At 54.9% G+C, this 12,579-nt stretch carries 13 protein-coding genes; 10 read left to right on the top strand and 3 right to left on the bottom strand.

Annotation, left to right across the window (positions count from 1 at the left end; genetic code table 11):
- Positions 1-11: 11 nt before the first annotated feature.
- On the bottom strand, positions 12-1,691 hold the full coding sequence (gene kdpA, locus F8561_RS13975; RefSeq protein WP_014169158.1) for a potassium-transporting ATPase subunit KdpA: 1,680 nt from the start codon (positions 1,689-1,691) through the stop codon (positions 12-14).
- Positions 1,691-1,780, bottom strand: coding sequence for a K(+)-transporting ATPase subunit F (gene kdpF / locus F8561_RS13970; RefSeq protein WP_015386886.1), 90 nt, complete (start codon positions 1,778-1,780; stop codon positions 1,691-1,693). Before kdpF ends, kdpA begins: the two co-directional genes overlap by 1 nt.
- A 307-nt stretch (positions 1,781-2,087) precedes the next feature.
- Here kdpF and F8561_RS13965 point away from each other — a divergent pair, with 307 nt between their 5' ends.
- From F8561_RS13965 to nei, 7 genes are all read left to right on the top strand, one after another.
- Positions 2,088-2,294 carry a YbfA family protein gene (locus F8561_RS13965; RefSeq protein ID WP_014883027.1) on the top strand — a complete coding sequence of 69 codons (207 nt, stop codon included), beginning with the start codon at positions 2,088-2,090 and terminating at the stop codon, positions 2,292-2,294.
- Positions 2,295-2,707: 413 nt separating this feature from the next.
- Positions 2,708-4,141, top strand: coding sequence for a deoxyribodipyrimidine photo-lyase (gene phrB / locus F8561_RS13960; RefSeq protein ID WP_151887598.1), 1,434 nt, complete (start codon positions 2,708-2,710; stop codon positions 4,139-4,141).
- Positions 4,142-4,151: 10 nt separating this feature from the next.
- The gene (locus tag F8561_RS13955) at positions 4,152-4,895 is read left to right on the top strand and encodes a type 2 GTP cyclohydrolase I (RefSeq protein ID WP_086532787.1); all 744 of its coding nucleotides are present in this window, start codon (positions 4,152-4,154) and stop codon (positions 4,893-4,895) included.
- Between the two features lie 14 nt (positions 4,896-4,909).
- Positions 4,910-5,566: a 5-oxoprolinase subunit PxpB gene (pxpB, locus tag F8561_RS13950; RefSeq protein ID WP_014169163.1), complete on the top strand. Its 657-nt coding sequence runs from the start codon at positions 4,910-4,912 to the stop codon at positions 5,564-5,566.
- Positions 5,560-6,492: a 5-oxoprolinase subunit PxpC gene (pxpC, locus tag F8561_RS13945; RefSeq protein ID WP_025204656.1), complete on the top strand. Its 933-nt coding sequence runs from the start codon at positions 5,560-5,562 to the stop codon at positions 6,490-6,492. Before pxpB ends, pxpC begins: the two co-directional genes overlap by 7 nt.
- Positions 6,479-7,216: a 5-oxoprolinase subunit PxpA gene (gene pxpA / locus F8561_RS13940; protein WP_014169165.1), complete on the top strand. Its 738-nt coding sequence runs from the start codon at positions 6,479-6,481 to the stop codon at positions 7,214-7,216. The genes pxpC and pxpA overlap by 14 nt, the downstream gene beginning before the upstream one ends.
- Positions 7,217-7,237: 21 nt before the next feature.
- Complete coding sequence (gene nei, locus F8561_RS13935; protein WP_014169166.1) at positions 7,238-8,029, top strand: endonuclease VIII; 792 nt, start codon at positions 7,238-7,240, stop codon at positions 8,027-8,029.
- Positions 8,030-8,129: 100 nt separating this feature from the next.
- Here nei and F8561_RS13930 read toward each other — a convergent pair whose 3' ends face one another.
- A complete protein-coding gene (locus F8561_RS13930; protein ID WP_014169167.1) occupies positions 8,130-9,413 on the bottom strand; it encodes a citrate synthase in 1,284 nt (427 codons plus the stop codon).
- Positions 9,414-10,054: 641 nt separating this feature from the next.
- Here F8561_RS13930 and sdhC point away from each other — a divergent pair.
- Genes sdhC through sdhA form a run of 3 tightly spaced genes read left to right on the top strand, consistent with a single transcriptional unit; the run spans position 10,055 to position 12,566 of the window.
- Positions 10,055-10,459 carry a succinate dehydrogenase cytochrome b556 subunit gene (gene sdhC / locus F8561_RS13925; RefSeq protein ID WP_025204654.1) on the top strand — a complete coding sequence of 135 codons (405 nt, stop codon included), beginning with the start codon at positions 10,055-10,057 and terminating at the stop codon, positions 10,457-10,459.
- Positions 10,453-10,800, top strand: a complete 348-nt coding sequence (gene sdhD, locus F8561_RS13920) for a succinate dehydrogenase membrane anchor subunit (protein ID WP_010428702.1) — start codon at positions 10,453-10,455, stop codon at positions 10,798-10,800. The genes sdhC and sdhD overlap by 7 nt, the downstream gene beginning before the upstream one ends.
- The gene (sdhA, locus tag F8561_RS13915; protein WP_014883036.1) at positions 10,800-12,566 is read left to right on the top strand and encodes a succinate dehydrogenase flavoprotein subunit; all 1,767 of its coding nucleotides are present in this window, start codon (positions 10,800-10,802) and stop codon (positions 12,564-12,566) included. The genes sdhD and sdhA overlap by 1 nt, the downstream gene beginning before the upstream one ends.
- Positions 12,567-12,579 lie beyond the last annotated feature (13 nt).

The following is a 12,579-nucleotide window of genomic DNA, read 5'->3' as shown; positions in this document are numbered from 1 at the left end:
TCTCCGCAAAATCAGCGTAAAGAGAGGTATTCCGCGACCGGGCCTAACGCGAGGGCGGGGATAAAGGTCAGGGCGCCGACCAGCAGCACGGTACCGGTCAGCAGTCCGATAAACAGCGCGCCGTGGGTCGGCAACGTCCCGCTGGTGGTCGGTTGAATTTTTTTGCTCACCAGCGACCCGGCAATCGCCAGCACCGGCACAATGACCCCGAAACGACCCACGAACATGCAGAACGCCAGCAGACAGTTCCAGAACGGTGAGTTAGCGCTTAAGCCTGCGAAGGCACTACCGTTATTGTTAGAAGCAGAAGAGACGGCATAAAGCACTTCGCTAAAGCCGTGGATGCCAGGGTTGAAGATGCCGCTGCGTCCGGCCTCCGTCATCAGTGCCAGTGCGGTACCAGCCAGCACGAGGGCGGGGGTGACCAGAATCGCCAGCGCGGTTAACTTCATCTCACGGACATCGATTTTTTTGCCCAGATATTCCGGGGTGCGACCAATCATCAGACCCGCAATGAACACCGCCAGCAGAACAAACAGCAGCATGCCGTAAAGACCCGAGCCTACGCCGCCGAATACCACTTCACCGATCTGCATCAGCCACATCGGGATCATGCCGCCCAGTGCCGTGAAGGAGTCGTGCATAGCATTGACCGCCCCGCAGGATGCCGCCGTCGTGACCACGGCATAAAGGCTACTGGCGAGAATGCCAAAGCGGCTCTCTTTCCCTTCCATATTCATGGTGCCGTCAGCGCCCAGCGTCAGGAAATGCGGGTTACCTTGCCATTCGGCCCACATCACCAGCGCAACACAGACGACAAAGATGAGCGACATGGTCCAGAGCAGGGTGCGACCCTGACGACGATCGTTCACTACATCGCCAAAAGCAAAGCACAGCGCTGCGGGGATCAGGAAGATCGCCAGCATTTGCACAGCGTTGGTCAGTGCCGTTGGGTTTTCAAACGGATGCGATGAGTTGGCATTGAAGAAACCGCCACCATTCGTACCGAGCATCTTAATGGCTTCCTGTGAGGCCACAGGCCCCATCGGCAGAAGCTGTTTTGCCCCTTCAAGCGAGGTATAAGGGGCGTAAGGCAGCAGGTTTTGCAGCGTACCTTGCTGAATAAAGAACAGCGCGATGAGCAGAGCAATTGGAAGTAAGACCCACAGAGTAATGCGCGTGAGATCAACCCAGGCATTGCCCAGCGTACCCATATTCTGACGTGCAAACGCACGCGTCAGCGCGAAGACAACCGCGATGCCGCTGGCTGCTGAGAGGAAATTTTGTACGGTTAATCCCACCATCTGGCTGAAGTAGCTCAGCGTGGTTTCGCCGGCGTAGGATTGCCAGTTGGTATTGGTGACAAAGCTGACGGCCGTATTCAGCGCAAGATGCCAGGACAGGCCCGGTAACTGTTGCGGGTTCAGCGGCAGGCTACCCTGCAACATCAGCATGACAAAGAGCGCGACCAGCCCAACAATATTCAGCAACAGAATAGCGACCAGATACTGACGCCAGTTCATCTCCTGATCGCGTATTCCCAGTACGCGCCAGATCCCTTTTTCGATACTTCCCGTACCCGGTAAGGACACGTTGTTGATCAGCCGCGCGAGCCCCGTTCCCAGCGGTCTGGCAAGCACCAATAAGACCAGTAAAAAGCTGGCTATAAGTAAAAACGCCTGAGCAGCCATCAGAAGGCCTCCGCATTAATCAGGGCGTAGACCAGATAACCCAATAACAGGAACACCAGCACGATGCCGGTAATCAGACCTGCACTCACAATCCACCTCCGAGTGACATTTGTATTTGTGTTAACGGTAGGATTTATGGCGCAAAGATTTCGCAAAAATCGGCAGGGTGGGTGTAAAAAAAGTATAAAAATGGAAAAGGCACAATTTAACTATTGGTAAGTAAATCGTTAACTTTTTTGTAACTTACTTACGGCGGAAATGTAAATATTCACTAAATGGATGAAAATAACTGGTCTGATGAGTAGTAAAATTACAAACAAAGCGGTATTATTTTAGCCAGATCACAGATTTCAAATTTTCCGGAGCATGTTTCCGGCCAACTATAGGGGAGAAAATATGGATCTTTATAAAGCGTATCCGGCTCATATCGTTTTCATGCGTCGCACTTTCGCCGTAGTGGCTGGCGTGCTGGCCCTGCCGGTGATGCTCTTCTGGAAAGACCGCGCACGTTTTTATAGCTATTTGCACCGCGTCTGGGCCAAAACCAGCGAGAAGCCGGTGTGGATGGATCAGGCCGAGAAAGCGACCTGCGATTTTTACTGATACGAAGACGACACACAGCAATAAAAAAAACCGCCTACAGCAATGTGGCGGTTTTTTTTATTCCTCAGGGTCCGCGGTCCGTTGGGCCGTTTTTGGGCTCTCGTCAGAGCGTGTGTCCACCGACTTATCACCGGTGGTGAACGGTGGAGCGGTTAGCAGCAGGGGCCGCATGATGAAACGCTCTTTTTGCATTGCGTTCATTATCGCCAGCGTACTCGTGGTAAGACGTGATGAACCGACAGTGTTTATTGCTTTTACCATGATGGCGCAGGACACGTAGCGTTAAGGCCGCCCCGGGCGGCCTTTTTTATTTCATCGCGTCTACACTTCATGGCAAAGTAGATAAAAGCCAGCCGCATTTTCTCTTTAGTGGCATGGCCTTACGGACATAATGGATAATTGCCAGGAGTTTTATGCCCACCCATCTGGTTTGGTTTCGCGCGGACCTGCGCGTACATGACAATCTCGCCCTTGCGGCTGCCTGCCGCTCCCCGGAAGCCCGCGTGCTGGCGGTGTTTATCGCCACCCCCGGGCAGTGGCAGCAGCATGCTATGGCACCACGCCAGGCGGCTTACCTCAGCTCACATCTGAATGGCTTGCAGTGTTCGCTTGCCGAAAAAGGGATCCCGCTCATTTATAAAGAGGTCAGTGACTTCTCCGCGCAATGCCAGGCTGTGAAGGCAATCTGTGAGCAGTACGATGTCACCCACCTTTTTTACAACTATCAGTACGAATTCAATGAACGTCAGCGGGATCGTCAGCTGGAGAAAATCCTGCAGGATGTAGAGTGTCAGGGTTTTGATGACAGCGTCATGCTGCCGCCGGGCAGCGTCATGCTGCCGCCGGGCAGTGTCATGACCGGCAACCACGAGATGTATAAAGTCTTTACGCCGTTTAAAAATGCCTTCATTAAAAGACTGAAGGAGGCACTGCCGGAATGCGTGGCTGCACCTAACGTGAGGGGAGACGCCATAACGGAGATACCCGAGCGGGAGTTTGACTATCCGCAACAGGCGTTTGATGAGACTCTGTTCCCGGCTACCGAAAAAAACGCTATCGCGAAGCTGCGCCAGTTTTGTAAAGCGGGCGCAGGCGATTACGACGCGCGCAGGGATTTTCCCGCGACAGAGGGCACCAGCCGTTTATCGGCCTGTCTGGCGCTGGGCGTGCTCTCTCCGCGCCAGTGTCTGCATCGTCTTCTGGCGGAACAACCGCAGGCACTGGACGGGGGGCCCGGCTCCGTCTGGCTTAACGAACTTATCTGGCGCGAATTTTATCGCCATTTGATGACGTATCACCCTGATTTATGTAAGCATCGTCCGTTTATACCCTGGACTGATAACGTAAAATGGCAACACAACGAGAGCCACTTACAGGCCTGGCAGAAAGGCGAAACGGGCTTCCCGATTGTTGATGCCGCGATGCGCCAGCTCAATGAAACCGGATGGATGCACAATCGGCTGCGAATGATTACCGCCAGCTTCCTGGTGAAGGATCTGCTTATCGACTGGCGTGTCGGGGAGCGGTATTTTATTTCTCAGCTGATCGATGGCGATCTGGCGGCGAATAACGGCGGCTGGCAGTGGGCGGCGTCCACTGGAACCGACGCCGCGCCCTATTTCCGTATTTTTAATCCTGCCACGCAGGGACAAAAATTTGATGCAGACGGCGAGTTTATCCGCCGCTGGTTGCCCGCGCTGAGCAATGTCCCTGCAAAAGCGATCCACGACCCGTGGGCATGGGCGGATAAACAGGGTGTGAAGCTCGATTATCCCCGTCCGATTGTTGACCATAAACAGGCGCGTGTCGCCACGCTGGCGGCGTACGAGGCCGCTCGCAAAGCTTAAGAGAGTGATGATGAAAAACAGCGAACTGGAAAGCCTGATTAACGAAAAACTGAACAGCGCCTCCTTCAGCGATTACGGCCCGAACGGCCTCCAGGTTGAAGGACGCGAAACGGTGCAGAAAATTGTCACTGGCGTGACGGCAAGCCAGGCGCTGCTGGACGAAGCCGTCCGTCAGGAAGCGGATGCCGTTATTGTCCATCACGGTTATTTCTGGAAAAACGAAGCACCGATCATTCGCGGTATGAAGCGAAACCGCCTGAAAACGCTGCTGGCAAATGATATCAACCTGTACGGTTACCATCTGCCGCTGGATGCGCACCCGGAGCTGGGCAATAACGTACAGCTCGCGCAGCTGTTGGGGATTACCGTCATGGGTGAAATTGAGCCGCTGGTGCCCTGGGGAGAGCTGGCCATGCCGGTGCCCGGCCTGGAGCTGGCCTCATGGATTGAAGCGCGTCTGGGACGCCGTCCGCTCTGGTGCGGTGACACCGGTCCGGATACGGTGAAGCGGGTTGCCTGGTGTACTGGTGGTGGTCAGGGCTTTATTGACAGCGCGGCACGCTTTGGTGTCGACGCCTTCATCACTGGAGAAGTGTCCGAGCAGACCGTCCATTCGGCGCGTGAACAAGGTCTGCATTTTTACGCGGCAGGTCACCATGCCACCGAGCGTGGCGGAATTCGCGCCCTCAGTGAATGGCTGACCGAAAATACCGATCTGGATGTCACGTTTATTGATATCCCTAACCCGGCCTGATGAGAGGTATCTGAGTGCAGCGAGCGCGTTGTTATCTTCTGGGGGAAACGGCAGTGGTTCTGGAGCTGGAACCGCCAGTGACCCTTGCCACGCAAAAGCGTATCTGGCGGCTAACGCAGCGCCTGGCCGATGTGCCTGAAGTGGTTGAAGCGATTCCGGGTATGAATAACATCACCGTGGTGCTGCGTAATCCGCATACGCTGGCGCTGGATGCTATTGAACGTTTGCAGCGCTGGTGGGAAGAGAGCGAGGCGCTGGAGCCGGATTCCCGGACAATTGAGATCCCGGTGGTGTATGGCGGCGAGCATGGACCCGATCTTGGCGTAGTGGCGGAACACTGCGGATTAACGGAAAAGCAGGTGGTTGAATTGCACGCCTGCGTTGATTACGTGGTCTGGTTCTTAGGTTTCCAGCCGGGCTTCCCCTATCTGGGGGGGCTCTCACCGCAATTGCATACGCCGCGTCGCGCCGAACCCCGCCTGAGCGTGCCGGCGGGCACGGTGGCTATCGGTGGTGAACAGACCGGCATTTATCCTCTGACGTCACCGGGGGGCTGGCAGCTTATCGGGCATACGTCCAGGCCGTTATTTGAACCAGGGCAGGAGGTTCCCATACTCCTTCGTCCCGGCGATACCCTGCGCTTTATCCCGCAGAAGGAGGGGGTATGTTAACGCTGATTCGCGCCGGGCTTTACACGTCCGTACAGGATGCCGGCCGCTTTGGCATGCGTCAGTCGGGCGTGAGCTACTGTGGTGCGCTGGACAGGCCTGCGCTGGAGATTGCTAACGTGCTGGTGGGCAACCCTGGCAGCACGGCGGCACTCGAAATTACGCTTGGCCAGTGTGTGATTGAATTCGGCGAGGAGACCTGGTTTGCCTTAACCGGGGCCGCTTGTGACGCCGAGCTGGATGGCAAAGCGGTCTGGACAGGCTGGCGGCTGCGGGCGAAAGCCGGGCAGCGTCTGACCCTTAAACGTCCTGTGCACGGTGTGCGAAGCTATCTTGCGGTCGCAGGAGGGATTGATGTGCCAGAGGTTCTGGGTTCATCCAGTACCGATCAGAAAGCCGGCATTGGCGGTCATGAAGGGCGCCTGCTGCGTGACGGCGATCGTCTGGCGATTAAACCCTCAACGCGCCACTTCTCGACGGCCCAGGGGGTAAAACAGCTGTTATGGACCAACCAGATCCGTGCCTTACCGGGGCCGGAATATCAGGAGTTCAATGAAGTCGCTCAGGAGACGTTCTGGCGTTCGCCGTGGAAGATCAGCCCCCAAAGTAACCGTATGGGATACCGCCTGCAGGGGCAGCCATTGACCCGTACGACAGATCGGGAATTGCTCTCACACGGTTTATTACCTGGTGTCATTCAGGTACCGGGTAACGGTCAGCCGATCGTGCTGATGAACGATGCGCAAACAACGGGGGGATACCCGCGTATTGCCTGCATCATTGAAGCAGATCGCTACCATCTGGCGCAAATTCCTCTCGGACAGCCGATTCATTTTGTGCAATGTTCGCTGGAGGAGGCGCTGAAGGCACGCCAGGATCAGCAGCGTTATCTGGAACAACTGGCATGGAGGCTCGATGGCAAAGATTGATTTAAACGCCGATCTGGGTGAGGGCGGAAGTGCCGATGCTGAACTGATGACGCTGGTCTCTTCGGTCAATATTGCCTGCGGGTTTCACGCGGGTGACGCGCAAACCATGCTGGACAGCGTGCGTAATGCGATTAAGCACGGCGTGGCGATAGGGGCACATCCCAGTTTTCCTGACAGGGATAATTTTGGCCGCACGGCAATGGATCTCCCTCCTGAGACGGTGTATGCCCAGACGCTTTATCAAACGGGCGCGCTGGAGGCGATTGTGCGTTCCCAGCAGGGCGTGCTGCGCCATGTGAAACCCCACGGCATGCTCTACAATCAGGCGGCCAAAGATCCGGCTCTCGCGGATGCCATTGCCCGCGCGGTGCGGGACTGCAACCCGCAGCTCATCCTGGTGGGGCTGGCGGGGAGCGAGCTTATTCGCGCGGGACAGCGGCTGGGGTTAACCACCCGTCAGGAAGTTTTTGCTGACAGAGGGTATCAGCCGGACGGCAGCCTGGTTCCCCGTTCACTGCCCGGTGCGCTTATTACCGATGAATCACAGGCGCTGGCGCAAACGCTGGCGATGGTATGTGAGGGCTCGGTAAAGGCAATTGATGGTTCAACGGCCAGAGTCCAGGCGGATACGGTGTGTTTACACGGCGATGGTGAGCATGCGCTGCAGTTTGCACGCCGCTTACGGACGGCCTTTGCGGAGCAGGGTATTCTCGTGAGTGCATGACATAACGATAAGGACAGAAAAATGCCTGAAGGCCCGGAGATCCGCCGTGCAGCGGATAGCCTCGAGGCGGCGATAAAGGGCAAACCGCTGACGGATGTCTGGTTTGCTTTTCCTCAACTGAAACCGTTTGAAGCCCAGCTGGTGGGGCAGACGGTGACGCACATTGAAACGCGCGGCAAAGCGCTGCTCACGCATTTCTCCCATAACCTGACGTTATATAGCCATAATCAGCTGTACGGCGTTTGGCGCGTGGTGAAGGCAAACGAGCAGCCGCAAACAACCCGCGTGCTGCGCGTCAGGCTCCAGACGGCAGACAACGCGGTTCTGCTCTACAGCGCATCCGATATCGAAATGTTAACGCCAGAGCAGCTGCTCACTCATCCGTTCCTGCAGCGCGTCGGGCCGGATGTGCTGGATATGAGCCTGACCCCGGGCGAGGTGAAAGCCCGTCTGGTGTCACCTCGGTTTCGTAACCGACAGTTTTCCGGATTGTTGCTCGATCAGGCGTTTCTGGCTGGATTAGGAAATTACCTGCGGGTGGAAATCCTCTGGGAAGTGGGCCTGGCGGCGCAGCATAAGGCATCGCAACTCAGTGATGAACAGCTGGAGGCGTTATCCCACGCACTGCTGGATATCCCGCGCCTGTCCTACAACACGCGTGGCGTGGTGGATGACAACAAGCACCATGGGGCATTGTTCCGCTTTAAGGTGTTTCATCGTGAAGGGAAGGCGTGTGAGCGGTGCGGCGGGTTAATTGCGAAAACCACGCTGTCATCGAGACCGTTTTACTGGTGTCCGCACTGCCAGAAGTAAAATGAAAACGGTAACCCAAGGGGTTACCGTTTTTAATGTCTTTACTCTCTCGGAGTAAGAGAGGGATGGGGTGAGGTCATCAGGCCACACCCCGTTAACATCAGCGTTTGATGTCAGACTTAAAATCACGCTGCTCGTAGCCAGTATACAGCTGACGAGGACGGGCGATTTTCATGCCTTCGCTGTGCATTTCGTTCCAGTGCGCAATCCAGCCAACGGTACGTGCCATGGCGAAGATCACGGTGAACATGGAAGACGGAATGCCCATCGCTTTCAGAATAATGCCAGAGTAGAAATCGACGTTCGGGTAGAGTTTCTTCTCGATGAAGTACGGGTCGTTCAGCGCAATGTGCTCAAGCTCCATCGCCACTTCCAGCAGGTCGTCTTTTGTACCCAGCTCTTTCAGCACTTCGTGGCATGTTTCACGCATAACGGTAGCGCGTGGGTCGTAGTTTTTGTACACACGGTGACCGAAGCCCATCAGACGGAAGGAGTCATTCTTGTCTTTCGCGCGACGCACGAATTCAGGAATGTGCTCAACGGAGCTGATCTCTTCCAGCATCTTCAGTGCCGCTTCGTTCGCGCCGCCGTGCGCCGGTCCCCACAGGGAGGCGATACCCGCAGCGATACAGGCGAACGGGTTCGCGCCTGAAGAGCCTGCGGTACGGACGGTGGAGGTGGAGGCGTTCTGTTCGTGGTCGGCGTGCAGGATCAGAATACGGTCCATCGCACGTTCCAGTACCGGGTTCACTTCGTACTCTTCACACGGCGTGGAGAACATCATGCGCAGGAAGTTACCGGCGTAGGAGAGGTCGTTACGTGGATAAACAAACGGCTGGCCGATGGAGTATTTGTAACACATCGCTGCCATTGTCGGCATTTTGGACAGCAGGCGGAACGCCGCGATATCACGGTGACGTGGATTATTCACGTCCAGCGAGTCGTGGTAGAACGCTGCCAGCGCACCGGTAATACCGCACATCACCGCCATTGGGTGAGAATCACGACGGAAAGCATGGAACAGACGGGTAATCTGCTCATGAATCATGGTGTGACGGGTCACGGTGGTTTTGAATTCATCGTATTGTGCCTGCGTCGGTTTTTCGCCGTTCAGCAGGATGTAGCACACTTCCAGATAGTTGGATTCGGTGGCTAACTGATCGATGGGGAAGCCGCGATGGAGCAGGATACCTTCGTCACCATCAATGAAGGTGATTTTGGATTCGCAAGATGCGGTAGAGGTAAATCCAGGGTCGAAGGTGAATACACCTTTAGAACCCAGCGTACGGATATCAATAACATCCTGACCGAGCGTGCCTTTTAGCACATCCAGTTCAACAGCAGTGTCACCATTTAGGGTGAGCGTTGCCTTTGTATCAGCCATTTACGGTCTCCTTAGCGCCTTATTGCTTAAGACTGCCAATTACCGGATTTGCATTCTGCTGATTTCTCACCGTTACCAGTTTGTTATTTGGCTTACCGCTCAGCTCACGAGGAGAAACCAGGGTACAGAGCTATGGCGCCTTGCAGGTAAAAACATGAAAAATCAGTGAAACAACAGCAAATCAGTGTCTTCGCAGTCCGAATTATTCAAACCTGTATATCACTAATAACTGTCCTGATAACTTCGGTCAATACCATCACACTGTTACATAACTATTTGTCAGGTGAAAGTGAGACCTCATAACTTTTGCGCATTATATGCCTTTTCTGATGACGTTTGTAACAATATTGTTTAACATTTGTCAAATCAGATGATTAAAAATTAAAAAGATGTTGTTATCGTGACCCTGATCACTGTTCCAGAGAAAACCCGACAAACTGTATGTAGGTTAATTGTAATGATTTTGTGAACGGCCTATACTGCCGCCAGGTCTCCGGAACACCCTGCAATCCCGAGCCACCCAGCGTTGTAACGTGTCGTTTTAGCATTTGGAAGCAATGTTTTGCATGACGCGCAGTTATAGAAAAGGAACGCTGTCTGACCCGCATCGCAGTCCGGAGGAAGGAAACAATAAGAACAGCATGTGGGCGTTATTCATGATAAGAAATGTGAAAAAACAAAGACCTGTCAATCTGGATCTCAAAACGATCCGGTTCCCTGTAACAGCAATAGCGTCCATTCTGCACCGCGTTTCTGGTGTGATTACGTTTGTGGCGGTCGGCATTCTGCTGTGGTTACTGGGTACCAGCCTCTCTTCTCCTGAAGGATTCCTCCAGGCCTCTGCCATCATGAACAGCTTCTTCGTGAAATTTATCATGTGGGGCATTCTGACTGCGCTGGCGTACCACGTTGTCGTGGGCATTCGCCATATGCTGATGGACTTTGGCTACCTGGAAGAGACTTTCGAAGCCGGTAAACGCTCCGCTAATATTTCATTTGTATTGACTGTCGTGCTTTCACTTCTCGCAGGAGTTCTCGTATGGTAAGCAACGCCTCCGCATTAGGACGCAACGGCGTACATGACTTCATTCTGGTCCGTGCTACCGCCATCGTTCTCACCCTTTATATCATCTATATGATTGGTTTCTTCGCGACCAGCGGCACGCTGACGTGGGAAATCTGGAGTGGGTTCTTCGGATCTGCCTTCACCAAAGTGTTCACCCTGCTGGCTCTGTTCTCCATCCTTATTCATGCCTGGATTGGTATGTGGCAGGTGTTGACCGATTACGTTAAACCGCTGGCGATTCGCCTTCCTCTGCAGCTGGTCATTGTCGTTGCACTGGTGGTTTACGTTATTTATGGATTCGTTGTGGTGTGGGGTGTGTAATGAAACTGCCAGTCAGAGAATTTGATGCTGTTGTGATTGGTGCTGGTGGCGCAGGTATGCGTGCAGCACTGCAAATTTCCCAGAGCGGCCAGACCTGTGCGCTGCTCTCTAAAGTCTTCCCGACCCGTTCCCACACTGTCTCCGCGCAGGGCGGTATTACCGTTGCGCTGGGCAATTCCCATGAAGATAACTGGGAATGGCACATGTATGACACGGTCAAAGGTTCCGACTACATCGGCGACCAGGATGCTATCGAATATATGTGTAAGACTGGCCCGGAAGCGATTCTGGAGCTGGACCACATGGGGCTGCCGTTCTCCCGTCTGGAAAATGGCACCATTTATCAGCGTCCGTTTGGCGGCCAGTCGAAAAACTTCGGCGGCGAGCAGGCGGCACGTACTGCAGCTGCGGCTGACCGTACTGGTCACGCACTGCTGCACACGCTGTATCAACAGAACCTGAAAAACCACACGACTATTTTCTCCGAGTGGTATGCGCTGGATCTGGTGAAAAACGCCGATGGCGCCGTTGTAGGTTGTACCGCGCTGTGTATTGAAACCGGTGAAGTGGTCTACTTCAAAGCGCGTGCTACCGTGCTGGCGACCGGCGGTGCAGGCCGTATTTATCAATCTACCACCAACGCCCACATCAACACCGGTGACGGCGTAGGTATGGCTATCCGCGCCGGCGTACCGGTGCAGGATATGGAAATGTGGCAGTTCCACCCAACCGGCATCGCCGGTGCCGGCGTGCTGGTAACAGAAGGCTGCCGTGGTGAAGGGGGTTACCTGCTGAACAAACACGGCGAGCGCTTCATGGAGCGTTATGCCCCGAATGCGAAAGACCTGGCGGGTCGTGACGTGGTGGCGCGTTCCATCATGATCGAAATCCGTGAAGGCCGCGGCTGTGACGGCCCATGGGGTCCACACGCGAAGCTGAAACTCGACCATCTGGGTAAAGAGGTTCTGGAATCACGTCTGCCAGGCATTCTGGAGCTGTCTCGTACCTTCGCGCACGTCGATCCAGTGAAAGAGCCTATCCCGGTAATCCCAACCTGTCACTACATGATGGGCGGTATTCCGACCAAAGTGACCGGCCAGGCGCTGACCGTGAACGAGCAGGGTGAAGACGTTGTTATCCCGGGCCTGTTTGCCGTCGGTGAAATTGCCTGCGTATCCGTACACGGTGCAAACCGTCTGGGCGGGAACTCCCTGCTTGACCTGGTGGTATTTGGTCGTGCGGTAGGTCTGCATCTGCAAGAGTCTATTGCCGAGCAGGGTGCGCTGCGTGATGCCACCGACGATGAAATTGATGCGTCGCTTGAGCGTCTGAACCGCTGGAACGGCAACCGTAATGGTGAAGATCCGGTGGAAATCCGCAAAGCGCTGCAGGAATGTATGCAGCACAACTTCTCGGTATTCCGTGAAGGGGATGCGATGGCCAAAGGTCTTGAGCAACTGAAAGCGATCCGCGAGCGTCTGAAAAATGCCCGTCTGGACGACACGTCCAGCGAGTTCAATACCCAGCGCGTTGAGTGTCTGGAGCTGGATAACCTGATGGAAACGGCGTTCGCTACCGCGATGTCGGCAAACTTCCGTACCGAGAGCCGTGGCGCGCATAGCCGCTTCGACTTCCCGGATCGTGACGATGAAAACTGGCTGTGCCATTCCCTGTATCTGCCAGAGTCGGAATCCATGACGCGTCGTAGCGTCAATATGGAACCGAAACTGCGTCCGGCGTTCCCGCCGAAGATTCGTACTTACTAATGCGGAGACAGGA

The organism is Enterobacter sp. 198 (assembly GCF_009025585.1).
GTDB lineage: Bacteria > Pseudomonadota > Gammaproteobacteria > Enterobacterales > Enterobacteriaceae > Enterobacter > Enterobacter ludwigii.
The sequence above is the reverse complement of the archived record's forward strand: the minus strand, read 5'-3'. Positions and strand labels throughout refer to the sequence as shown.